This is a genomic window from Micromonospora psammae (assembly GCF_036902725.1).
Classification (GTDB): Bacteria; Actinomycetota; Actinomycetes; order Mycobacteriales; family Micromonosporaceae; genus Micromonospora.
The window spans coordinates 41,826-63,829 of the sequence record NZ_JBAKHM010000006.1; the positions used below are offsets into that span (position 1 = coordinate 41,826).

Below are 22,004 nucleotides of genomic sequence, written 5' to 3' on the forward strand. Positions count from 1 at the left end.
ACAGACGATCACGGCTGGGGCGCGCGGCGGGCGGCGAGGTGGGTGCCGAGCCGGCGTACCGTCTCCGCCGCCGCGATGGCGTCGCTGCGGGCGCTGCCGTGCCGGCCGTCGCTGCTGTACAACGACGCCTCCGCGCCGGCCGGGTGGTCGGTGAGGTGCACGTGCAGCGTCCCCAGCCGCGCGGCGAGCGCCCCGGTGTGGGAGGAAAGACGACGCATCCGCTCACTCAGTCCGGGCCGCAGGGGGGCCGGCACGGCCGAACTGTGCGAGACGTCGAACATGCCGACGGTGACCACGTCCGCCCCGGCCGCCCGCAGCGCGGTGACCATGGCGGTCAGCTCGGCGTCGACGGCCTTCGGATCGTAGGCCGGGCGGAACGCGTCGTTGCCGCCGCAGACCACCAGCGCCAGGTCCGGGTCGAAGGCCAGCGCCGCGTCCAACTGCGTCGCGCGCACCTCGTGCGCCCGCAGCCCCCGCCGGCCCAGGTTGAGGTACGCCAGCCCGGGGCGGGCCGCGCGCAGCTCCGCGGCGATCCGGTCCGCCCACTGCACCGGCGGATACCCGTCCACCGGCTCGCACATCCCCTCGGCGACGCTGTCGCCCAGCACCACGAACCGGTGCCACGGGTGGCCGGCGAGCAGCGTCGCGCTCTCGCCCTCGCGCAGGCAGTACGGATCGGTCGCTTCGGTCGGCGTCGATGACATGGGGCAGGCTAACCGACCCCGGCGGCGGGCGTCGACACCTCGCCGCGAGCACGACCGCCAGGGGCCGGGGGTGGGCCTTTCCGTGGCGTACCGGCGGGATGCCCGGGCCCGGCGCTAACCTCGCCGCGGGGGTGAGGTCGGATGGTGCAGGTGGCGGTCTGCGGGCCGGCGTCCGCGACGGAGGCGGAGCTGACGCACGCGCGCCGGGTGGGGGAGCTGCTCGCCGCGCGCGGCGCGACCGTCCTCTGCGGAGGTGGCGGCGGGGTGATGGCCGCGGTCGCCGCCGGCGCCCGCTCCGGTGACGGCCTGGTCATCGCGGTACGCCCCGACGACGGCACCGCCCCCGGCCCGGTAGCCGACGCCTCGGCGACGCTGCTGACCAACCTGGGACAGGCCCGCAACGCCGTCCTCGTCTGGAGCGCCGACGCGGTCATCGCCGTCGGTGGCTCCTGGGGCACCCTCAGCGAGGTGGCGCTGGCGATGCGTCGCGGTCAGGTGCCGGTGGTGGTGGTCGGTGGCTGGCGCGTGGTCGACGCCACCGGCGAACCGGTGCCCGGTCCGCACCACGTGGACACGCCGGAGGAGGCGGTGCGGGCGGCCCTGGCGGACCGGCCGGTCCGCGGGGTCGGCGCGGACGGCCGGCGGGCGTAGCATCCTGTCGGTGATCTTCTTCGAGGAGACCGACACGCCGGCCGAGGAGCCACCGCCCCGCCCCACCTGGTGGTACGCGCTCACGAACGCGGGCGCCCTCGGGGCGATGATCGCCGTGACGGTCGCCGGCATCGTGCTGCTCGGCGTCGCGCTGGTCTACCACCGGGTCATCCTGTTCTGGCTGCTCGCCGCGGCGCACTCGGTGTCGGAGCTGTGGTGAGCCGGCGGGCGACCGCTGATGGGGCGCTGCCGGCCGGGCGACCGGGGGCAGGCTCATCAGCGAGGGGCCGCGGTAGGACCGTTGCGTCGAGATGATGATGGCGTGCGAGACACGGGGCGTTGGGCGGCCACGACCGCAGGCGCGAGGGCTGGACACGACTGTCTCCTCATCAGGGGGTGGCAGGGACGGGAGACGAAGCACCACCAGCCGTGGACGCCTGTCCGCTGGTGGTGTTCGTCGTGTCTCCTGGCACCGCCGAGAGGGCGGCTGACGCCGGAGGGCGGAAATCGTGGTCGTGCCACCTCCCGCCGATGGGTCATGTCCCTTCGCGCTCGTGGACCTGATGAATGGGCCGGCACGGGTGAGGAGCCTGGGATATCGGCACCCGGCGGGTTGCCGCAGGCTGTCCCACCCGAGGAGCGGGCGGATCCGGGCAATCGTGGACGGCAGGGAAGACCGTGCTGGGCCGCTCAGCGGATTCGGGGAAACCGGCATGGTGGCCGGTGTGATCGAGATGGGCCGCTCAGCGGATTCGGGGAACCGGCATGGTGGCCGGTGCGATCGAGAACCGGCGGGACGTGGCCCGCACCAGCGGCAGAAAGGCCGCTCAGCATCTCCGACATCGAGTCCAGCGATCCGGTAGGAAGGCCGCGCTGGCGTGCTCGACGAGCGTCAGAGTAGCACCGGGTACCGACACGTCAACCCGTCGTGACTCCTGCGGCCGGGGCGGGACGGCCGGCTGCCGGTCGGTGTGGGAGAACTTTCTGTACGTCTATCAAGGCGGCCCTTGACGGGCCGCACGCGCCGCCGCCTGGGCGCGCGCCGGCCGCTGCCGCTATCGCTCTGCGGCCGTCACGCCAGACGCCCGGCGGCTGGCGCGGACAGCGGAGAGCCCGGAGGGCCGCCACAGAACGACAGACAGTTGACGAGTGAGGGGTGGGCCGGCAGCCGGCCGGGCCGTGCGGCCACGTGCCCGCGCGGCGTAAGGGAGCGCACGCCGGCCGCGTCTGCGAGCTGGCGGCGGTCGTGGGGTTGCGGCTAGTGCGCCTCCGGCGGGGGCGTTCCGGCTCCAGGATGGCCGGGGCTCCGTCGGCGGGTCGCGGTCCGTGGGTGGTTGCGGTAGCGCCATCCCACCGCCGAAGAACCGAGGCGAGCCGAGCAGACCGCCGCCGGGACCGCCAGCGTCCGTCCGTGCGTCAAGGCCGTCTTGACGTGGCGGCCCCGACGGCGGCCCGCTCCTACAAGGGCGGGTCGACGGCGACGGGATGGCGAGGTTCCGCTGGCTGGGTCAATGCCTCACCAGTCGCGCCAGTCGTCAGTGAGTTCGGTCCGCTCGATGTCGCGTCGGGAGGTAAGACCTTCGACGTCAATGCCCGCATCTGTCAGGACATCATCGATGTACTCACACAGCTTCTCGCGCTCGCCCGTCTCGATCCGGCCGTGTTCCTCATCGATTGCGTTGAGAGCCATGACGACCCGCTCGACCGACGCGAAGACCTCGTCATCGGACGGTGACGAGAAGGAGCGAACGTCTGCTTCGTAGGCGTCAAGAACAGTATCAACAGCGGCGATGAATGCCTCTGGCCAGAGGTGTAGGGCGTAGGCGTCATTTTCAGCGAGGGTTCCTGCGGCGATGCGGCCCTTCTGGTCCTGCACCTCGCGGCCCCACTTCTCTGTCGGTCGTATGATCATGGCGCGCAGCCTAGCGATGACGTCTGTTAGCAATGGGAGTCGATCAGCTTGGGTGAGCAGCTGAGTGACGATCGGTACGCACCCTGACGGATGGACTCGGACGACGGCGGATTGGCGCAGCGGCTCAGCAGGAGCTCAGGGGCAGTTCACCGCCCGCCGCTCATTCGTTCACACCGAAGAGGTCGCTGGTTCGATCCGAGAATCGCCCGTGCCTGCCGGTGCAGACCGCGCCTGGGCTTACCCGACGTCCGGCCGATGACCTGTCCGCGCCCGCCCCCGGTCGTCTCGTGCGGCTGCTGACCTGACGACGGGCCGGTCCGTGGTCGAGCCCGCACACCGCGGCCGGCGGCGGCAGCAGTGTCGAGGCCGGCCCGCCGCCGGCAGCCAGGGGACCGCGAGGTGCGGCCACACGGGTCACACGACCCGCCTCAGTCGCTCTCGTCCACGAACTTGTAGTAGCTCATCCGAAACCGCTGCAGCAGGGCGCGCATGAACTCCGCACCGGACTGCGGCGGCACCCGCCCCGACCCGGCCGGTACGCCGTTGTCGTAGAAGTCCTGCGCCAGCGCCCCCCACTCGGAGTCGAGAACGGCCAGCGACACCGCCTGGCCCGGCTGCCACCGGAACTCGGCCACGCGTCGGTTGGTGTGCTGCGCGAACGTGTACAGCGCCACGCGGGTCGGTGCCGGCTCCGTCATTCCTGCCTCCTGGTTCACCCCTGCTCCTTCGGTCACCACGGGCTCGGCGGACGGAACGTCGTCCACGCCTCGCCGGTGATCGTGCCTCGGCTGCGTATCTCGTTGAAGCGGTCCATCGCGCCGGAGACCGCCCTCTCGTCCAGGCCGGTGGCGCGTAACCGGTCGGCGAGCACGGCGGGATCGGTGGCCTGGATCCGGGCCATCGTCTCCGGGCCGAGCGGCCGGTTCATCTGCTGCTGCACGAAGTCGGAGCGCAACGGTTCGGCGTTCGACTGGGGGAACGAGTAGCCGTGGTCGATGGCGACCAGGCGTCCGTCGGGACCGGTGAGGTAGTTACCCAGGTGCCGGTCGGTGTTGCCGCTGACGTAGTCGAGCACCGCCATCCGTTCGCGTTCCGGAACGGAGTAGTCGCTGACCGGTCGGCCGGGGCTCGCGTTCTCCACGAACTCCTGCATGGAGCCGGAGCCGTGCGGGCCGTCCCAGCGGGCGGTCGTCGGCACCAGGTCGAAGCCCAGGTCCTCGTTGAGGCGGGAGGCGGCGACCTCCCGGGCCGCCAGCTCGCTCTCCGGGATGGTGGAGCGCACCTGCACGAACTCGTTCTCCGGCACGTTCGGCTTGTAGACGCCGTGCGTGCCGTCGGTGAACGTCACGTCGTACGCGTCGTTGACGTGTCCGCCGGGGTCGAGTTCGACCATGCTGTGCACCTCCCTGCCGAGCAGCCGCAATTCGGCCTCGCTGGCATGATCGGGCATGGCCGGATCGGCGCCGAACCCGGACCCCGCAGGATCGGTCCCGTCGAGGTCCGGCTCGTCGGCACCGTGCTCCACACCGCCGTCATGCGCCGGGCCGCCGGCCGGCACCGGCTCCCCGCGCGGACCGCCGTGCGCGGGATCGTCCACCCGGGCCCACGGCGGTGCCTGCCCGCCGCCACCTGCGGGGTCGGTCCCGCCTCGCGCCCCCGGGCCGGGCGTCGGCATGTCGGGGGTGGCGGCCCCGCCGGGGGTACGCCGGAGGCCCCGCAGCGCCGTGCGGAGGGTGTCGAGCAGCTCGCCGAGCCGGGACAGGATCGGCCGGAGCCGGCTGACGCTGCGGGCCAGCGCGGTGAGCAGCCCCGCGATCTTCGCCGCCCACTTGGCCACCAGCGCGGAGACCTGCGCCGCGACCAACGGGGTGGCCGCGCCCAGGGTGAGGCCAGCCTCGGCGAGCCACACCCACAGACGGACGGCGAGGACGGAGACGAAATCGGCGATCAGGTCCCGGACCAGCTCCCGGACCAGGGCGACCAGCAAACCCGCACCCTCGACGACCGTGCCGATCAGGCCGGCGGCGTCCGCCAGGCCGGCGAGGTGGCGTACGTGCTGGTCGCTGTAACGGCGGTACGCGTCGGACGCGGGACCCGTCCAGGTCGCGATCTCCGTGCGTACCGCCTCGGAGAGGGCGGCGACCTGGACGGTGACGTGCCGCGACACGTTGTGCCACGTCTGGGCGTAGGCGGTGATCTGGTCCGGGTCGCCGGCCAGCCAGTCCAACGCGTCGGAGAGGGGCTTGACGTGCTCGATCAGCCAGGCGACACCCCACGAGACGACCGATCCGATCGGGTCGACGCAGGTTGCCAGCACCTCCAGGGAGGTGCCGACGCCGCCGATGGTCAGGTCGATCCAGGAGCCGCTTTCGATGCCGGCGCGCAGGTCGACGAGACTCTCGACGATGCCGACGCCGCTGTAGCCGGTGGTGGTGTCCTGCCGGGCCGCGATCAGCGGGTTCGCCACGTCGGCGCTCAACGGTGCATCCGGTGGAACGAGGCGGAGTTCGTCTCGTCGGTGTCGTGGTAGGCGTCGACCGTCCCGTCGAGCGCCCCGGCGGCGCTGTGCAACGCCTCGCGCGCCGCGGCGAGGGCGTCCACCGCCGGGTCCTGGAGGAAGTCCAGCAGGAAGGGGATCGCCTGGCAAGCGGGAAGCTGCCCGTACGCGCCGGCACCCATCCGGACGTGGGCGGCCGCGTCGTGCGCGGTGCCGACCTCCCCGGCGATCCGGTCGACGGAGCGGGCGTGGCCGGTCAGCGCGGCCGTGGCGACCTCGAATCCCCGTGCCTCAGCGCTCACGGCCACTCCAACCGGCGTACCCCGGGTCCTCCTCCTCGGGCTCCTCCGGGAAGCGCGACTCGTAGCTGCTGACCACCGCGCGGGCGGTCGCCGAGTCGGCGCCGACGGTGCCGGCGGCGGCCTCCGCGACCTGGCCGGCCAGCCGGCCCTGCGCCCGCCGCAGCACGGCCAGCACCTCGGCGGCGATCTCGTCCGCGCGCCAGCGCAGCACCCGATCGTCGAGCCGCAGGTCGGTCATGGCACCCGTCGCGGCGACCGTCACCCGGACCGCGCCCTGCGCACCCTCCGCGGTCGCCGAGATGGCCGCCACCTGGTCGGACAATGCCTGTGCCTGGGCGGCCCGCTCCGAGATGCCCGCCGCCCAGGAGGCCACGAACCGGTCGGTCGAGGCGTCGAAGTCGCCCATGGGAAATTGTGCCACCAGACCTCCCCCGTGTGAGGCCCGTCAGCCGCCGCCGGCAGGCACCAGGTGCGGCGCGGGCCGCCATACGGTACGCCATCACCCTCCGACGTGGAGGCCCGCCGGCGTGCTCCGGGTCAGCGGCGGTGCAGCTCGGACTCGAGCCGCTGCACCCGGTCTAGCGGTCAATTGCCCTCGCGCTCGTGGCGCAGCGCCGCCTTGAGCGCTTTGACGATCCGGCGGCGGCCGGGTGTCGGCCGCGTCTTCGAGGAGACCGACGCGCCGGCCGAGGAGCCCCCGCCCCGCCCCGCCTGGCGGTACGCGCTCACGAACGCGGGCGCCCTCGGGGCGATGATCGCCGTGACGGTCGCCGGCATCGTGCTGCTCGGCGTCGCGCTGGTCTACCACCGGGTCATCCTGTTCTGGCTGCTCGCCGCGGCGCACTCGGTGTCGGAGCTCTGGTGAGCCGACGGGTCGCCGGGCGACCGTGGGTGGGGCGCTGTCGGGCCGGGTGACCGGGAAGGAGAAACTGGACGGATGAGCGAGCGGAGCGGCCTGACCCGCGTGGCGTACTTCGTGCTGCGGGAGTCCGGCGGCGACGCGCCGCTGCCGGAGATCGCCGACGCCTGGCGGAACACCGCCGACGCCCCGCCGACCGTCGAGCAGGCCGTCCCGGCGCTCGCCGCGGCGCTCGCGGCGCTGGCCGCAGAGGGTCTGGTCGAGGTGCGGCGGTTCGCCACCTGGCCGCAGGCGTGGTCCGGTGGCGCGCCGGTCGCGGGCGAGGGGCTGTGCGCCGAGGCCGCCGCCGTGGGAACCTGGCTGCCCGGTCCCGCCCGGACCGGGCTGATGGTCGCCCGGATCACCGACTCCGGGAAAGCCCGCCTGTGATGGTGGGCGGGCCGCGGACGGAGTCGTTCGCGGGCCGCCGGTCGGCCTCGCGCGGTGCGCAGCCCTGACCCGGGCACAGCTGGGCCGGCCGAGGAGGAGGGGTGCGATGAGGAAGATCATCCTGTGGATGTCGGTGTCGCTCGACGGCTACTTCGAGGGGCCCGAGCACCAGATCGACTGGCACCGGGTCGACGACGAGCTGCACAACTACTTCAACGCGGAGATCGCCACGATGGGCGGTTTCCTCAACGGCCGGCGCAGCTACGAGTTGATGGCCGAGTTCTGGCCGACCGCCGACCGGGATCCGGCGAGCAGCGCGCCGATGCGGGAGTTCGCCGGCATCTGGCGGGAGATGCCGAAGGTGGTGTACTCCCGGACGCTGCGGCACGCCGACTGGAACGCCACCGTCGTCCGGGACGTCGACGTGGCGCAGGTGCGCGCGCTCCAGGAGCAGCCCGGTGGCGACCTGCTGGTGGGCGGGGCGGAGCTGGCCGCCACCTTCCGCCGGCTCGATCTGGTCGACGAGTACCGGATCTTCGTCCACCCGGTGCTGATCGGCCGGGGCGTGCCGCTGTTCGCGCCGACGGACACCCACGTCGATCTGCGTCTGGTCGAGTCACGGGTGTTCGGCAACGGTGTGGTGATGCTGCGCCACCAGCGGTAGCCGGATCGGGCCGGGCGCCTGCCGAGCAGCCGTCGGCGGGCCATCGGCCGTTTGTCGCCAACCATCTACTGCGGACGGCGCCGGCGACCCTGCCTGATGATGGTTGCATCGTCGAACCTTCTGGTTGTACGGTCGAACCATGCAGAGTGCGGAGGTCGACGCCGCGCAGGAGGCCCTGATGCGGTTCGTCCGCAACTTCGGACTCCATCAGCCCGACCGCACGCCGTGCGGGCAGCCGCTGCCGGTCTCAGAGGCGCACGCCATGGTGGAGATCGCCCGTGAGGGACGGCTCCGTCAGGTGGAGCTGGGTCGCCGGTTGCGGTTGGAGAAGAGCACCGTCAGCCGCCTGGTCAACAACCTGGCCGGCCGGGGTTGGGTGCACCGAAAGGCCGCCGACGGTGATGGCCGCGGCGTTCTGCTGGTACTCACCGACGCCGGCGCCACCGCAGCTGCTCGACAGGCCGACGCCCGCCGCGCCCGACTCACCGCCCTGCTCGATCGCGTACCCGATGAGGAACGTGCCGCCGTGGCGCGCGCCCTCCAGACCCTCGCGGAGGCCGCTGTTGAACCGTCCTGACCGTCCCCGGGCCTGTCGGGCCCTGCTCCTGGCCGCCACCGCTGCCGCCGCGCTGAGCAGCGGCTGCGCCGATGACTCATCGACACCGGCGCCGACACCGGCGACCTCCGGCCGACAGGCCGAGGTCGCCGAACGGGGCGCGTCCGTCATGCCGTTCGACCTGGAACGCACCACCCATCAGTTCACCAAGACCGACACCGGTGGCGTGCAGACCGTGGTCGCCGACGACCCGCAGGACACCACCCAGATCACCTTGATACAGCGACACCTCACCGCAGAGGTGGATCGCTTCCGACGCGGCGACTTCACCGATCCCGCCCGCATCCACGGCAACCAGATGCCCGGCCTCGAAGCGCTACGCGCACACGGCGGACGAATCACCATCGACTACGAACCCACCCCCGACGGGGGACGCGCCACCTACACCACCAGCGACGCCCAGCTTCGCAACGCCCTGCACCACTGGTTCGACGCCCAAGTCAGCGACCACGGCCAGCACGCCACCCGCTAGACACCAGCAAGGCCGCCCAACCACAACGAGACAAGGTATGACAGAGGAAAGCGAACGTTACCTGGTCCGACCGGGCCGAGCCTGCGACGCCATCGAGCTCGCTCGCCTGCAGGCATCGGTCCAGCTTCAGGCGGCGACCGACGGGCAACCGCACCCCGGCATCGCCGCCTGGGTCGAGGACCTGCTGGACGGTCATCCCTCGGTCGTACCCGACGACTTCCTGGTCGCTGAGGACTCGACCACCGGCCGCCCGGTCGCCAGCCTCGTAGGGCTGCGACAGGACTGGAGCCTGGCCGGGGTCCGGCTGCCGGTGGTCCAGGTCGAGCTGGTCGGTACGGCGCTGGAGCACCGCGGGAACCGGCTCACCGACCGGCTGTTCGCCGCGCTGCACCAGCGGTGCGCGGCTGACGGCGTGCCCGTCCAGATGATCGAGGGGATCCCCTACTTCTACCGGCGACTCGGCTACGACTACGCACTGGCCAACGACGGCGCTCCCACGGTTCCCGCCACCGCGCTACCGGCCAGGGGGCACGATCTGCCGGAAGGCTCCCGCGGCAGCCTGACGGTACGCCCGGCCACCATCGCCGACGCGGACGACCTCGCCGACATCGACCGGCGCCTCGCCGGCGGGGACGCCCTGATCTGCCCGAGGAACGCTGAGGCGTGGCGGTACGAGATCGCCGGGCGCCGCCCGGCGGACCAGGCCCGGCGCGCCGTCGCCGTCCTGGTGCACGACGCCGACGTACGGGGATACCTGGTGCACACCGTCCGGCTCTCCACCGCCGGAGAACTGACCGTGGTCGCGGCGGCCTGCAATCGACCGGCCGACTGGCCGCGGGCCGCCGCCGCGATGCACACACACCTGGGCCACACCGGCCGGCAGTACGCGGCATCGGCAGGGCAGCCGTTCGCCGCGGTCCGCCTCCTGCTCGACCAGCAGCACCCACTGGCTCGACTGGGCCCGCCCGGCGTACCGAGGCGACCCCGAGGCTGGTACGTCCGCACCGGCGACCCCGTCGACCTGCTCGCCCGGCTGCTACCGGTCCTGCGCGATCGCTGGCTAGCGGCCGACCTGCGATGGCACGAGCCAGCGCTGACCATCGACATCTACGGTCGCGCCGCCCGGCTGGAGTTCACCAACGGTGAACTGACGGCAGTGATGGCCAGACGCGGTGCCGTCAGCCCGTCCACCGACCCGCACACCCACGCCGCCATGCCGCCCGGCGCCCTGCTCCAGCTCACCCTCGGTCACCGCACACTGCCCGAAGTGCTGGACATCTGGCCCGACTGCCTCTTGGGCGACCGCCTCACCGAACACTTCCTGACGGTGGCGTTCCCCCGGGTACCGGCCCGAATCTGGCCCCGGAACTGACCAGCGGGCAAGCTGACTCCACGTACCAGAGAGGTACGGCGGCCGAGGCGCGGACAGCTGGCAGTCGTTGGTCTCGCTGGAAGCTACGTCCGGGGCCATGGTCCGGGCCTTCGGCCTAGGGCTGCGCCGACACCGCCGCCTCCGGTTCCCGCCCGCCCACCCGCAGCGCCCCCACCAGCAGCGGCGCCACGGTCAGTACCAGGCACGCCGCCGACATCACCCACAGCGCCGGGACCAGCCCGAGGGCGGCCACCGACCAGCCACCGAGCAGCGCCCCCACCGGCAGCCCGACGAACGCCAGCGAGCCGGAGAGGCCGATCACCCGGGTCTGCAACGCCTCCGGCACCCGCTCGTAGAGCGTCGCGCCGAGCAGCGGGTTCACCGTGGCGATGGCCACCCCGGACAGGAACGTCACGGCCAGCACCACCGCCAGCTCGTCGCTGACCGCCAGCGCCAGCAGCCGGGGCGTGCCGCTGGCCGCCGCGCCCACCGCGAAGGTCAGCCGTCGCGGCAGCCGCGGCCCGGCCATGGTGAACAGCACGTTGCCCAGCAGCGCGCCCGCGGAGAAGACCCCCAGCACCAGCCCGAAACCGGCCGGATCGCCGAACACCTCGGCCACCCAGAGCGGGATGTAGACGGCCACGCTGGCGTTGGCGAACATGTTCAGCGCGGAGATCACCACCAGCATGGTCAGCAGCACCCGGTCGGTGCGCAGGTAGGCGAAGCCGCCGCGCAGTGCCCGCAGGTAGCTCTCCCGGGGTGCCGGCTCCGCCGGCGCCGGCGGGCGCACCAGCACCCCGATCAACAGCGCGCAGAGCGCGAAGGTGGCCGCGTCGATCCAGATCGCCCGGGTCACCCCGACCCAGCCGATGAGCAGCCCGCCGAGCACCGCACCGAAGAGGGTCACCCCACGGGTCAGCCCGTCGTAGGCGGAGGTGAGCCGGATCAGCGGCACCCCGGCCCGCAGCGCGGCCGGCCGGAACATCACGTGCTTGACCCGGTCGCCGATGCCGCGCAGGCCGCCGGCGACCGCCACCAGCACGACCAGCGTCCCGAACCCCAGCCAGGGCGCCAGTGCCACCACCGCCATCGCCGCGGCGCTCGCCGCGTCCGCCACGATCGAGGTGCGGCGCAGGCCGAACCGGTCGGCCCAGGGGGTGGCCAGCGCGCTGGAGAGCAGGTACGGCAGGGTCTCCGCCGCCGCCACCACGCCCATCTTCGTGGGGCTGCCGGTGGTTTCCAGCACCAGCCAGGGGATCGCCACCACCGAGATGCGGCTGCCCAGGTTGGAGATCAGGTCCGCGGCGACCAGGACGGTCAGTTCCCGGCGCGGGTTCACGGCCGGCCGCCGGCCGCCGTGACCTCCTCCGCCGGCGGGTAGGCCGCCGCGTACCGGGCCCGCAGGGCGTTCTTGTCCACCTTCGCCGAGCGGTTCAGCGGGAGCCGATCCAGGAACTCCACCGCTCCGGGCGCCCAGGTCTCGCTCAGCTCGGCGGTCACCAGCGCGATCAGCTCCGCGCCGGTCACCGTGGCGTCCGGCGCCGGCACCACGAACGCGTACGGCAGCTCGCCGGCGACCGGGTCGGGAACGCCGACGACGGCGGCGGCGCGTACCTGCGGGTGGCCGGCGAGGACGTCCTCGATCGGCCGGGAGTAGATGGGCCAGCTGCGCTGCCGGGTGAGGATCCGGTCCTGCAACCGGTCCACCAGGTAGAGGTAACCGTCGTCGTCGAGGTGCCCGACGTCGCGGGTGCGGACCCAGCCGTCGACCAGCGTCTCGGCGGTCAGCTCCGGCTGCCCGTGGTAGCCGGCGAAGCTGAGGTTGGTGCGGACCCACACCTCGCCGTCGTCGCCCGCCGGCAGCACCCGCCCGTCGGCGTCCCGGATCTCCACGGTCACGTCGCCGTACGGCCGGCCGCAGGAGCGCAGCCGCTGCGGGTGCTCCGGGTCGTCGGTGAGCCCGGGCAGCGCGGTGATGACGACGGCCTCGCTGAGGCCGTACACGATGCGCAGGACCGGGCCGAAGCGCGCGATCGCCTGCCGCAGCCGGGCGGGCGCGGCGGGCCCGGCGCCCACGTTGAACATGAACATGGCGGAGAAGTCGGCGCCGTCCAGCGCCGGGTGGTCGAGGACCTCGTAGAGCATCGGCGGGGTGACGAAGGTCGAGTTGATCCGTTCGGCGTCGACGGTACGGATGAACGCCGCCGGGTCCCACTGCTGGCGCAGGAAGAGCACGCCGCCGGTGAAGAGGTTGAACAGGGTGGTGATCTGCCCGCTGGCCAGCCACATCGGCGAGTGCGACAGGTGCCGCAGCAGCGGGAAGCCGGCCGCGCGGAAGTCGGCGGCCAGGGCGAGGATCTGCCGGTAGAAGCTCTCGGTGTGGTGCACCAGCTTCGGCGTGCCGGTGGTGCCGCTGGTCTGCAGGAACGACTCCGGGGCGGGGACCTCGTGGGGCGCTGCGACGCCCTGGGCCGCGACGAGCTCCGCGCCGAGGCGCAGCACCGGGGTTCCGGGCAGCGAGGCGGCGATCTGCCCGCCGAGGCCGTCGCCGGCGCGGGCGTCGTGCACGAAGACGTCGGGGCGGGTCAGCCGGACGAACTCGTCGATCTCGCGGCGGGAGGTCACCGGGGCGATCCACATCGTCCGGCAGCCGAGCAGGTGCAGCGCCAGTTGCAGCAGCGGTCCCTCCACCGCGTTGCCGAGCATCACCAGCACCGCCGCGCCGGGGCGTACGCCGTGCCCGGTCAGCGCCGCGGCGAGCCCGCGCACCTCGGCGGCGACCTGGGCGTAGCTGAGCCGACGGCCGTCGCCGACCAGGGCCTCCCGGTCGCCGAACCCGGCGAACAGTTCCAGCGCGTCGTGCACGTAGCTCGTCGGTCGAGCGGACCCGTCGGTCATCGCACAGCCCCCAGTCGATGCGGTGGCGGTCGACGCGGCGGCCCGGTGGGACGCGCCGTGGCGACCGGCGGAAGAGGACGCCCCGGCAGGTCGCCGCCGGGACGCGACGACGGGTGCGCGGGTCGGCGACCGCGCCGCCGCCGATTGCGAGCCTAGGTCGGTGGCGGCGCCGGTGGACAGAGCCGAACGGCGTCCGACCCCGCCCCGAAGGCATTTGACCATGTCGATCGGGTTGATTGACGCCCGTCAGCGCCAGCGGCTAGTTTCCGGACCATCGTCCAGTCGGCACCGTCAATGGATGCCGGTTCTGGGCTGCCAACGATGGAGGTTCCATGTCGACCCCGAAGAGATGGCATGTCATAGCGGCCGCGACCGCGGCCCTGGTCGTGGCCGCCCCGGCGGTGGTGGCCAGCGCCGGCCCGTCCGACACCGACCGCCGGCACCCCCGCGCCGAGTGGGCGGGCAGCTGGGCCGCGGCGGTCACCCGCGGCAACACCGTCGGCCTCACCAACACCGGGCTGAACAACCAGAGCATCCGGATGACCGTGCACACCAGCGTGGGCGGGGACCGGCTGCGGGTTCGGCTGAGCAACCTCTACGGCGAGCAGGCGGTGCAGGTGGGGCACGCCACCGTCGCCCGCCCCAACACCGCCACCGCCGACGACCGGTCCGACATCGACGCCGGCACGCTGCGCGAGCTGACCTTCGGTGGCGCCACCTCGGCCACCATGAACAAGGGCGCCGAGCTGCTCAGCGACCCGCTGGACTTCCCGGTCCGGGAGCAGGAGGACCTCCTGGTCACCCTGCACTTCCCGGTGCTCACCGGGCCGGTGACCTTCCACGGCCAGTCCAAGGCCACCACCTTCATCGGCGCCACCGACCTGACCACCGCCGCCGACGGCGCCGGCTTCACCATCAAGCCCAACTGCTGCTGGATGTTCCTCTCCGGCATCGACGTGGAGCGCCGGCACAGCCCCGGCGCGGTGGTGGTCCTCGGCGACTCCATCGGCGACGGCAACGGCAGCACGGTCAACGCCAACAAGCGCTGGCCCGACCTGCTCGCCGACCGGCTGGTCGACGCCCGGCCGGAGGTCCGTACACCCGGGGTGCTCAACCTGAGCCTCGCCGGCAACCGGCTCAACCACGAGGGCACGGAGCCCGGCGCCGGCGGCTTCCCCGGCTACCCCGAGCTGGGCCCGAACGCCCTGGCCCGGCTCAACGAGGACGTCTTCCCGCAGACCGGGGTGCAGACCGTCGTCACCCACCTGGGCATCAACGACATCTGGATGTCCAACGACCCCGCCGACCGGATCATCGCCTCGTTGCGCCAGGTCAACCAGCAGGTCAAGGCCCGCGGCCTGCGCAGCCTGGCGGCCACGCTGACCCCGTACGAGGGGCACGGCAACCCGGGCGTGTGGACGCCGGAGAAGGACGCCACTCGGCAGGCCGTCAACGCCTGGCTGCGCGGCCCGGGCGCGAGCGAGTTCGACGGGCTGCTCGACTTCGACGCGGTGCTGCGCGACCCCGCGCAGCCGAGCCGGCTGCTGCCGGCGTACGACTCGGGTGACCACATCCACCCGAACGACGCCGGCAACCAGGCGATGGCGGACGCCGTGCCGCTCCGACTGCTCGGACTGTGACACCGGTGGGGCGGCGGGGTGACCCGCCGCCCCCGTCCATCCCGGGAGAGGGCAGCACCGTGGACGTCGACGAGATCCTGACCGGGCTCTACCGCGAGTCGGGTCGGCAGAACCCCTACCCGTGGTACGCGGCCCTGCACCGGCACGGTCCGGTCAGCGCCATCGCGCCCCGCCCCGAACACCGCGCCATCGGCGTCGTCGCCGGCGGGTACGACCTGGTGAGCCAGGTGCTGCGCGACCCGGCGTGGTCCAAGCAGGCCCCGCCGGGCTGGCAGGAGCAGGAGATCCTGCGCACGCTCCAGTCCTCGATGATGTTCGTCAACCCGCCCGACCACACCCGGATGCGGGCGGTCTTCGCGAAGACCTTCACGCCGCGCCGGCTCGGCGCCCTGGAACCGGTGATCGTCCGGGTGGTGGACGCGCAGCTGGAGCGGATGGCCGAGGCGGGCGCCGACGGCGGCGAGGTGGACTTCGTGGCCGACTTCGCCTACCCGGTCCCGGCGCTGGTGATGGCCGGGTTCATCGGACTGCCCGAGGCCGACCTGTCCTGGTACCGGCAGCGGGTGGACCGCATCGACGAGTTCCTCGACGTGGCCGGCAAGACCCCGCAGCGCCTCGCCCGGGCCAACCAGGCCGCCGGGGAGCTGCGCGCCTGGTACCGGGAGCTGATCGCGCACCGGCGCCGGCATCCCGGCGAGGACCTGGTCAGCGGGCTGGTCGAGGCGCTCGACTCCGGCGACGTGGAGCTGACCGAGGACGAGCTGGTCAGCAACCTCATCGTGCTGTTCAACGCGAGCTTCGTGACCACCGTCTACCTGTTCAGCAACGGGCTGCCGGTGCTGCTGGCCCACCCGGACGTCGTCGCGGCGCTCCCCGCCGACGAGGAGCTGGCCGGCGGCTGCGTGGACGAGGTGCTGCGGCTGGAGAGCCCGGTGCACTTCCTGGCCCGGGCCGCGCCCGAGGACACCACGCTCGGCGGGGTGCCGGTGCGGCGCGACGAGAACGTGCTGCTGATGATCGCGGCGGCCAACCGTGACCCGGCCCGCTTTTCCGACCCGGACCGGTTCGACCCGCACCGGGGCGGCCCGCCGTCGCTCGCCTTCGGCGTCGGCCCGCACTTCTGCCTCGGCGCGGCGGTGTCCCGGATGGAGGGCCGGCTCGCCCTGCCGCGGCTCTTCGCCCGCTTCCCCCGCCTCGCCGTCACCAGGACCCCCACCTACAGCGGGAGCCTCTTCCTGCGCGGCATCGACAAGCTCTTCGTCTCGACCGGCGGACAGGAGACGGCATGACCCTCGACCCCCAGGTGCGGGCGTATCTCACCGCGCGGGCCGCGACCAGCACCCCACCGCTGTACACCCAGACCCTGGCCGAGGCCCGCGCCGCCGACCTGGCCGCGATCCGCGCCGGCGGCGGCGACGTCGAGCCGGTGCACGAGGTACGCGACACCCACCTCCCCGGCCCCGCCGGCGACCTCCGGGTACGCGTCCACCGGCCGGCCGGCGAGGGCCGGATGCCCACGCTCGTCTACTTCTTCGGCGGAGGCTGGACGCTGGGCAGCGTGGAGACCGCCGACGGGATCTGCCGCCGGCTGGCCAACGCCGCCGGATGCCAGGTGGTCACCGTCGGCTACCGGCTCGCCCCGGAACACCCCTTCCCGGCCGCCGTGCACGACTGCCACGCGGCCACCCGGTGGATCGCCGCGCACGCGCGGGAGTTCCGGGCCGACCCGGACCGCCTCGCCGTCGGCGGCGACAGCGCCGGGGGGAACCTCGCGGCGGCGGTCACCCTGCTCGCCCGCGCCGCCGGCGGTCCCCGGCTCGCCGGGCAGCTGCTGGTCTACCCCAACACCGACCAGCGCTGCCACCGCGCCCCGGGCGGCGACGAGGATCCGCTGCTGTTCAACCGGCACTCCGTCGAGTGGTACCGGGGGCACTACCTGGCCGACCCGGCCGACGCGGCGAACCCGCTGGCCTCGCCGCTGCTCGCCGAGGACCTCTCCGGCCTGCCGCCGGCCCTCGTCGTCACCGCCGAGCACGACCCGCTGCGCGACGAGGGGGAGCGGTACGCCGCCCGGTTGCGAGAGGCGGGCGTGCCGGTCACCCTCAGCCGGTATCCCGGGATGATCCACGGGTTCTTCGCGATGCCCGGCGTCTTCGACGCCGGCCGGCGCGCGCAGGACGAGGCCGCGGCGTTCCTGCGGCAATGTTTCGCGCTCCCCGGCCCGGGCTCGCCACCCGACGCGCGGACCGACGACGGCCCGGCCGCCGGCGCTCGGGCCGCCGGCGCCGGGCCGGGCGGACCCGCCGCCGCCCCGGCGGTCCGTGCCGGGGCGGAGCCGGCCGATGGCTGACCGGGTGCGCGCCGACCTGCCGCCGCCCCGGTCCGCCCGCACGGTCCCGCCCGACGCCCCGCCGCCGGTCGGCCTGGGGGACTTCGCCGGGCCCGCCCGGGCCGTCCTGCCGCCGGACGTCTGGGACTACGTCGACGGCGGCAGCGGCGCGGAGAGCACCCTGGCCGCCAACCTGGCCGCCTTCGACCGGGTCGCCGTGCTGCCCCGGGTGCTCACCGGGGTGGACGATCCCCGGACGACGGCGCCGCTGCTGGGCCGGCAGCAGGCGATGCCGGTGGCGGTGGCGCCGATGGCGTACCAGCGGCTGCTGCACCCCGACGGCGAGTCGGGGCTGGCGGCGGCGGCCGGCGCGGCCGGGGTGCCCTACGCGCTGAGCACGCTGAGCAGCACCACCATCGAGGAGGTCGCCGCCGCCGGTGCGGGACCGGTCTGGTTCCAGCTGTACTGGCTGCGCGACCGGGGGTTGGTCGCCGACCTGCTGGACCGGGCCCACCGCGCCGGGTGCGCCGCGCTGATGGTCACCGTCGACGTGCCGGTGCTCGGCCGCCGGCGGCGCGACGTGCGCAACGGCTTCGTGCTGCCGCCGCACGTGACCGCGGCGAACCTGCCCGGCAGCCGGGACGACCTCGCGCACACCGGTACGCCCGGGGTGTCGGCGATCGCCGCGCACACCGGGGCGGCCTTCGCGCCCGCGCTGACCTGGGCCGACCTCGACTGGCTGCGGGACCGTACCCCGCTGCCCCTGCTGGTCAAGGGCGTCCTCGACCCGCGCGACGCGGTGCGGGCGGTGGAGGTCGGCGCGGACGCCGTGGTGGTCTCCAACCATGGCGGCCGGCAGCTCGACGGCGCCCCCGCCACCGCCACGGTGCTGCCCGAGGTGGTCGCCGCCGTCGACGGGCGCGCCGAGGTGCTGGTGGACAGCGGCGTGCGCAGCGGGACGGACGTGCTGCGCGCGCTCGCCCTCGGCGCGACCGGGGTGCTGCTGGGCCGCCCGATGCTCTGGGCCCTCGCCGCCGGTGGGCGGGCCGGCGCGGAGGCGGCGCTGGCGCTGCTCGCCACCGAACTGCGCGACGCGCTCACCCTCGCCGGCTGCGCCGACCCGGCGGCGGCCCGCCGGCTGCGTACCCTGACCGGAGGCTGAGCCGTGGACGCGTCGGTGGACCTGGACGTCGCCTCGCTGCACCCGGCGGTCGACGACCCGGCGTTGAACTCGATGAACTTCCTCAACGAGGTGGCCCAGCACTGGCCGGACGCGGTGTCGCTGGCCGCCGGCCGGCCCTACGAGGAGTACTTCGACGACGGGGCGCCCCGCCGGTGGCTGGACCGGTTCCGCCGGCACCTCGCCGACGACCTCGGGCAGCGACCGGAGCAGGCGCGGCGCACCCTGTTCCAGTACGGCCGCACCAAGGGGATCATCCACCACCTGGTCGCCCGTCACCTCGCGGTCGACGAGGACGTGCACGTCGACCCGGAGGCGGTCGTGGTGACCGTGGGCTGCCAGGAGGCGATGCTGCTGGTGCTGCGGGCGCTGCGGGCCGGACCCGGGGACGTGCTGCTCGCCGTCGCCCCCACCTACGTCGGGTTGACCGGGGCGGCGCGGCTGCTGGACCTGCCCGTCCGACCGGTGGCCGGCGGACCGGCCGGGGTCGACCTGGCCGACCTGCGGGCGCAGGTACGACGGGCGCGGGCCGAGGGGCTGCGCCCGCGCGCCTGCTACGTGATGCCGGACTTCGCCAACCCGTCCGGCGCCCGCATCGACCTCGCCGACCGGCGACGGCTGCTCGACCTCGCCGCCGAGGAGGAGCTGCTGTTGATCGAGGACAACCCGTACGGGCTCTTCCCGGCCGGCGACGGCGAGCGGCTGCCCACCCTCAAGGCGCTGGACACCCGGCGCCGGGTGGTCTACCTGGGGTCGTTCGCCAAGACCGTGCTCCCCGGCGCCCGGGTCGGCTACGTCGTGGCCGACCAGCGGGTCGCCGGCTCCGACGGCACGGTGGGGCTCCTCGCCGACCAGCTCGCCAAGATCAAGAGCATGGTCACGGTGAACACCTCGCCGCTGGCCCAGGCGATGGTCGGCGGGGCGCTGCTGGAGCACGACTGCTCGCTGGCCGCGGCCAACCAGCGCGAACGCGCGGCGTACGGGCGCAACCTGCGCCACCTGCTCGACGGCCTGGACCGTCGCTTCCCCGCCCCCTCGCCGGTGCGCTGGAACGCCCCGGCCGGCGGGTTCTTCGTGGTGGTCACCGTGCCGTTCGCCGTGGACGACGCGCTGCTGCGCCGCTCCGCCGAGCGGTACGGCGTGCTCTGGACCCCGATGGCGCACTTCTACGACGACGGCGTGCCGGTCGGCGCGCTGCGCCTGTCGATCAGCGCGGTCACCCCGGAGCAGATCGACCTCGGGCTGGACCGGTTCGCCGCCCTGGTCACCGACGAGCTGCGCTGCGCCGCGGCGACCCCGGCCCGCTGACCCGGCCCCGTCACCGGTGACCCGGGCGCGGGTCGGTGTCGCAGGTCGGTTCCGACGGCCCGCGGTCGGCCACCATAATGGACGGATGGTTGCCTGGGAGTACGCCCTGCTGGTCCGCCGCTACCAGGGGCAGGGCCGCAATTTCCACGTCTCGTTCGTCTGGTACGGCCCGGACGGCTCGCGGGCCGACATCACCGCGTACGGCGACACGGCGATCGCCCACCTCAACCGCGCCGGCCGGGACGGCTGGGAGCTGGTCTCCGCCGCCGAGGACGTCAACAACGTCCAGGGCAGCACCGAGGTGCACCGCTACCACCTCAAGCGCCAGCTCGCCTGACCCGCCCGGTGCCGGGCCTCCGAGCCCTCCGTCCCGCCGGTTGCTAGCGTCTCCTCCCGCCGCCGGTGTCCCCGCCGTCGGTGAGAGGAGGCGCGGTGACCAGGCACGCGCAGACCGGCCGCCGGTACGCCGTCGGCGTGGACTTCGGCACGCTCTCCGGCCGGGCGGTGGTGGTCGACGTCGAGGACGGCACCGAACTGGGCAGCGCGGTGCACGCGTACCGGCACGGGGTGCTCACCACCCGGCTGCCGGACGGCCCGGCCCTGCCCCCGCAGTGGGCGCTCCAGGACCCGGACGACCATCTCGACGTGCTCCGGACCGCGGTGCCCGCCGCGCTGGCCGCCGCCGGGATCGACCCCGGTGAGGTGGTCGGCATCGGGGTGGACGCCACCTCGTGCACGGTGCTGCCCACGCTGGCCGACGGCACCCCGCTCTGCGCGCTGCCCGACCTGCGGGACCGGCCGCACGCCTGGCCGAAGCTCTGGAAGCACCACGCCGCCCAGCGGCAGGCCGACCGGATCAACGCGCTGGCCCGCGAGCGCGGCGAGACCTGGCTGGCCCGCTACGGCGGCCGGGTCTCCGCCGAGTGGCAGCTGGCCAAGGCCCTCGAACTGCTGGAGGAGGACCCGGAGGTCTTCGACCGCGCGGAGCGCTGGATCGAGGCGGCGGACTGGATCGTCTGGCGGCTCTGCGGCCGGGAGACCCGCAACGCCCCGGCCGCCGGCTTCAAGGGGCTGCGCCAGGACGGCCGCTACCCGGCCCCCGATTTCCTCGCCGCGCTGCACCCGGCCCTGCCCGGGCTGCTGCCCAGGGTCGACGGGCCGGTCGCCCCGGCCGCCGGCCGGGCCGGCGGGCTGACCATCGAGGCGGCCGGCTGGACCGGCCTGCCGGTGGGCACCCCGGTGGCGGTCGGCGCCATCGACGCGCACGTCACCGCGGCGGCGGCCCGCGCGGTGGCCCCCGGGCGGATGCTCGCCGTGCTCGGCACCTCCACCTGCTTGATCATGAACGCGGACGCCTGTCACGAGGTGCCGGGCGTCTGCGGGGTGGTCGACGGTGGCGTGACGCCCGGCCGGTGGGGCTACGAGGCCGGGCAGAGCGGCGTCGGCGACATCTTCGCCTGGTACGTCGACCGGAACCTGCCCGCGGCGTACGCGGACGAGGCCCGGCGGCGGGGGACCACCCCGTACGCGCTGCTCGACTCGCTCGCCGCCGACCAGCCCGTCGGTGGGCACGGCCTGCTGGCGCTGGACTGGCACAGCGGCAACCGGTCGGTGCTGATGGACCACGAGCTGAGCGGGGTGCTGGTCGGGCTGACCCTGGCCACCCGGCCGGAGGAGATCTGGCGGGCGCTGCTGGAGGCGACCGCGTTCGGCGCCCGCACCGTGCTGGAGGCGTTCACCGGTGCCGGGGTGCCGGTGGACGAGCTGACCGCGGCCGGCGGGCTCACCGCCAACCGGCTGCTGCTGCGGATCTACGCCGACGTGCTGGGCCGGCCGCTGCACGTGCTCGACGCGGAGCACCCGGCCGCCCGGGGCGCGGCCGTCCACGCGGCGGTGGCCGCCGGGGTGTACCCGGACGTGGAGACGGCGTCGGAGGTGATGGGCGCCGGGCACCGGGAGACATTGCATCCCGACCCCGCCCGCGCCGCCGCCTACGACGACCTGTACGCGCGGTACCGCGCCCTGCACGACCACTTCGGCCGCGGCGGCACCGACGTCCTCCACCACCTCCGCGCCCTCCGCCATCGCGCCCTGACCACCCCCTGACCCCGCCCACCCTGGCCCGGTCCCGGCCCGGCCGCGGGTCGGTCCCGCTCGGTGATCAAGAGGTT

The 22,004-nt window shown here is 74.0% G+C and carries 21 protein-coding genes and 2 pseudogenes; 15 read left to right on the forward strand and 8 right to left on the reverse strand.

The annotated features are described in order from the left end of the window. Positions 1-8: 8 nt before the first annotated feature. Positions 9-704 (reverse strand): SGNH/GDSL hydrolase family protein, encoded by a 696-nt coding sequence (locus V6U79_RS11305; protein WP_334614619.1) that lies wholly within the window; start codon positions 702-704, stop codon positions 9-11. Positions 705-845: 141 nt separating this feature from the next. Between V6U79_RS11305 and V6U79_RS11310 the strand changes: the two genes are divergently transcribed. Both V6U79_RS11310 and V6U79_RS11315 read left to right on the forward strand, forming a co-directional pair. Then, the gene (locus tag V6U79_RS11310) at positions 846-1,355 is read left to right on the forward strand and encodes an SLOG cluster 4 domain-containing protein (protein WP_334532694.1); all 510 of its coding nucleotides are present in this window, start codon (positions 846-848) and stop codon (positions 1,353-1,355) included. 10 nt (positions 1,356-1,365) lie between these two features. Continuing rightward, complete coding sequence (locus V6U79_RS11315; RefSeq protein WP_334532697.1) at positions 1,366-1,575, forward strand: hypothetical protein; 210 nt, start codon at positions 1,366-1,368, stop codon at positions 1,573-1,575. Between the two features lie 1,296 nt (positions 1,576-2,871). Here the strand turns inward: V6U79_RS11315 and V6U79_RS11320 are convergent. The 5 genes from V6U79_RS11320 to V6U79_RS11340 all read right to left on the reverse strand — a co-directional run bounded on the left by V6U79_RS11320 (position 2,872) and on the right by V6U79_RS11340 (position 6,487). Beyond that, positions 2,872-3,267 (reverse strand): hypothetical protein, encoded by a 396-nt coding sequence (locus V6U79_RS11320; RefSeq protein WP_334532708.1) that lies wholly within the window; start codon positions 3,265-3,267, stop codon positions 2,872-2,874. Positions 3,268-3,695: 428 nt separating this feature from the next. After that, positions 3,696-3,965: a hypothetical protein gene (locus V6U79_RS11325; RefSeq protein ID WP_334532711.1), complete on the reverse strand. Its 270-nt coding sequence runs from the start codon at positions 3,963-3,965 to the stop codon at positions 3,696-3,698. Positions 3,966-3,997: 32 nt separating this feature from the next. Continuing rightward, on the reverse strand, positions 3,998-5,746 hold the full coding sequence (locus tag V6U79_RS11330; protein WP_334532713.1) for a WXG100-like domain-containing protein: 1,749 nt from the start codon (positions 5,744-5,746) through the stop codon (positions 3,998-4,000). Then, positions 5,743-6,066, reverse strand: coding sequence for an ESX-1 secretion-associated protein (locus V6U79_RS11335; protein WP_334532715.1), 324 nt, complete (start codon positions 6,064-6,066; stop codon positions 5,743-5,745). The genes V6U79_RS11330 and V6U79_RS11335 overlap by 4 nt, the downstream gene beginning before the upstream one ends. Beyond that, complete coding sequence (locus V6U79_RS11340) at positions 6,056-6,487, reverse strand: YbaB/EbfC family nucleoid-associated protein (RefSeq protein ID WP_334614620.1); 432 nt, start codon at positions 6,485-6,487, stop codon at positions 6,056-6,058. The genes V6U79_RS11335 and V6U79_RS11340 overlap by 11 nt, the downstream gene beginning before the upstream one ends. 198 nt (positions 6,488-6,685) lie before the next feature. Between V6U79_RS11340 and V6U79_RS11345 the strand changes: the two genes are divergently transcribed. From V6U79_RS11345 to V6U79_RS11370, 6 genes are all read left to right on the forward strand, one after another. Then, entirely contained in the window at positions 6,686-6,931 is a 246-nt protein-coding gene (locus tag V6U79_RS11345; RefSeq protein WP_334532719.1) for a hypothetical protein, read from the forward strand. 72 nt (positions 6,932-7,003) lie between these two features. Beyond that, positions 7,004-7,354 carry a hypothetical protein gene (locus tag V6U79_RS11350; protein ID WP_334532722.1) on the forward strand — a complete coding sequence of 117 codons (351 nt, stop codon included), beginning with the start codon at positions 7,004-7,006 and terminating at the stop codon, positions 7,352-7,354. 106 nt (positions 7,355-7,460) lie between these two features. Next, a complete protein-coding gene (locus tag V6U79_RS11355; protein ID WP_334532726.1) occupies positions 7,461-8,018 on the forward strand; it encodes a dihydrofolate reductase family protein in 558 nt (185 codons plus the stop codon). 139 nt (positions 8,019-8,157) lie between these two features. Then, a complete protein-coding gene (locus tag V6U79_RS11360) occupies positions 8,158-8,595 on the forward strand; it encodes a MarR family winged helix-turn-helix transcriptional regulator (protein WP_334532728.1) in 438 nt (145 codons plus the stop codon). Next, entirely contained in the window at positions 8,582-9,106 is a 525-nt protein-coding gene (locus tag V6U79_RS11365; RefSeq protein WP_334614621.1) for a hypothetical protein, read from the forward strand. The genes V6U79_RS11360 and V6U79_RS11365 overlap by 14 nt, the downstream gene beginning before the upstream one ends. 37 nt (positions 9,107-9,143) lie before the next feature. Then, positions 9,144-10,478, forward strand: a complete 1,335-nt coding sequence (locus V6U79_RS11370; protein WP_334532732.1) for a GNAT family N-acetyltransferase — start codon at positions 9,144-9,146, stop codon at positions 10,476-10,478. A gap of 115 nt (positions 10,479-10,593) precedes the next feature. Here V6U79_RS11370 and V6U79_RS11375 read toward each other — a convergent pair whose 3' ends face one another. After that, positions 10,594-11,817, reverse strand: a complete 1,224-nt coding sequence (locus tag V6U79_RS11375) for an MFS transporter (protein ID WP_334614622.1) — start codon at positions 11,815-11,817, stop codon at positions 10,594-10,596. Continuing rightward, positions 11,814-13,376 carry a class I adenylate-forming enzyme family protein gene (locus V6U79_RS11380; protein ID WP_334614623.1) on the reverse strand — a complete coding sequence of 521 codons (1,563 nt, stop codon included), beginning with the start codon at positions 13,374-13,376 and terminating at the stop codon, positions 11,814-11,816. Before V6U79_RS11380 ends, V6U79_RS11375 begins: the two co-directional genes overlap by 4 nt. A 359-nt stretch (positions 13,377-13,735) precedes the next feature. Here V6U79_RS11380 and V6U79_RS11385 point away from each other — a divergent pair, with 359 nt between their 5' ends. The 7 genes and pseudogenes from V6U79_RS11385 (at position 13,736) to araB (ending at position 21,939) form a co-directional block, all read left to right on the forward strand. After that, positions 13,736-15,016, forward strand: a complete 1,281-nt coding sequence (locus V6U79_RS11385; protein WP_334614717.1) for an SGNH/GDSL hydrolase family protein — start codon at positions 13,736-13,738, stop codon at positions 15,014-15,016. Between the two features lie 59 nt (positions 15,017-15,075). Then, the gene (locus tag V6U79_RS11390) at positions 15,076-16,305 is read left to right on the forward strand and encodes a cytochrome P450 (protein ID WP_334614718.1); all 1,230 of its coding nucleotides are present in this window, start codon (positions 15,076-15,078) and stop codon (positions 16,303-16,305) included. Then, a pseudogene (gene lipP1 / locus V6U79_RS11395) lies at positions 16,302-17,219 on the forward strand (LipP1 family hormone-sensitive lipase); the annotation flags it as partial. The gene V6U79_RS11390 and the pseudogene lipP1, both read left to right, overlap by 4 nt. Before the next feature lie 139 nt (positions 17,220-17,358). Beyond that, complete coding sequence (locus V6U79_RS11400; RefSeq protein ID WP_334614624.1) at positions 17,359-18,507, forward strand: alpha-hydroxy acid oxidase; 1,149 nt, start codon at positions 17,359-17,361, stop codon at positions 18,505-18,507. Beyond that, positions 18,456-19,833, forward strand: a pseudogene (locus V6U79_RS11405) (aminotransferase-like domain-containing protein). The gene V6U79_RS11400 and the pseudogene V6U79_RS11405 overlap by 52 nt, the downstream one beginning before the upstream one ends. 85 nt (positions 19,834-19,918) lie before the next feature. Further along, the gene (locus tag V6U79_RS11410) at positions 19,919-20,170 is read left to right on the forward strand and encodes a hypothetical protein (protein WP_334526609.1); all 252 of its coding nucleotides are present in this window, start codon (positions 19,919-19,921) and stop codon (positions 20,168-20,170) included. 95 nt (positions 20,171-20,265) lie between these two features. Next, entirely contained in the window at positions 20,266-21,939 is a 1,674-nt protein-coding gene (araB, locus tag V6U79_RS11415) for a ribulokinase (protein ID WP_334614626.1), read from the forward strand. Positions 21,940-22,004 lie beyond the last annotated feature (65 nt).

Bases quoted from the DNA above. Each gene is read 5' to 3' on its own strand.
- V6U79_RS11360 (WP_334532728.1), top strand. From the start codon at position 8,158: ATGCAGAGTGCGGAGGTCGACGCCGCGCAGGAGGCCCTGATGCGGTTC.
- V6U79_RS11325 (WP_334532711.1), bottom strand. From the start codon at position 3,965: ATGACGGAGCCGGCACCGACCCGCGTGGCGCTGTACACGTTCGCGCAG.
- V6U79_RS11380 (WP_334614623.1), bottom strand. From the start codon at position 13,376: ATGACCGACGGGTCCGCTCGACCGACGAGCTACGTGCACGACGCGCTG.
- V6U79_RS11310 (WP_334532694.1), top strand. From the start codon at position 846: ATGGTGCAGGTGGCGGTCTGCGGGCCGGCGTCCGCGACGGAGGCGGAG.
- V6U79_RS11410 (WP_334526609.1), top strand. From the start codon at position 19,919: ATGGTTGCCTGGGAGTACGCCCTGCTGGTCCGCCGCTACCAGGGGCAG.
- V6U79_RS11305 (WP_334614619.1), bottom strand. From the start codon at position 704: ATGTCATCGACGCCGACCGAAGCGACCGATCCGTACTGCCTGCGCGAG.
- V6U79_RS11355 (WP_334532726.1), top strand. From the start codon at position 7,461: ATGAGGAAGATCATCCTGTGGATGTCGGTGTCGCTCGACGGCTACTTC.
- V6U79_RS11320 (WP_334532708.1), bottom strand. From the start codon at position 3,267: ATGATCATACGACCGACAGAGAAGTGGGGCCGCGAGGTGCAGGACCAG.
- V6U79_RS11350 (WP_334532722.1), top strand. From the start codon at position 7,004: ATGAGCGAGCGGAGCGGCCTGACCCGCGTGGCGTACTTCGTGCTGCGG.
- V6U79_RS11370 (WP_334532732.1), top strand. From the start codon at position 9,144: ATGACAGAGGAAAGCGAACGTTACCTGGTCCGACCGGGCCGAGCCTGC.
- V6U79_RS11400 (WP_334614624.1), top strand. From the start codon at position 17,359: ATGGCTGACCGGGTGCGCGCCGACCTGCCGCCGCCCCGGTCCGCCCGC.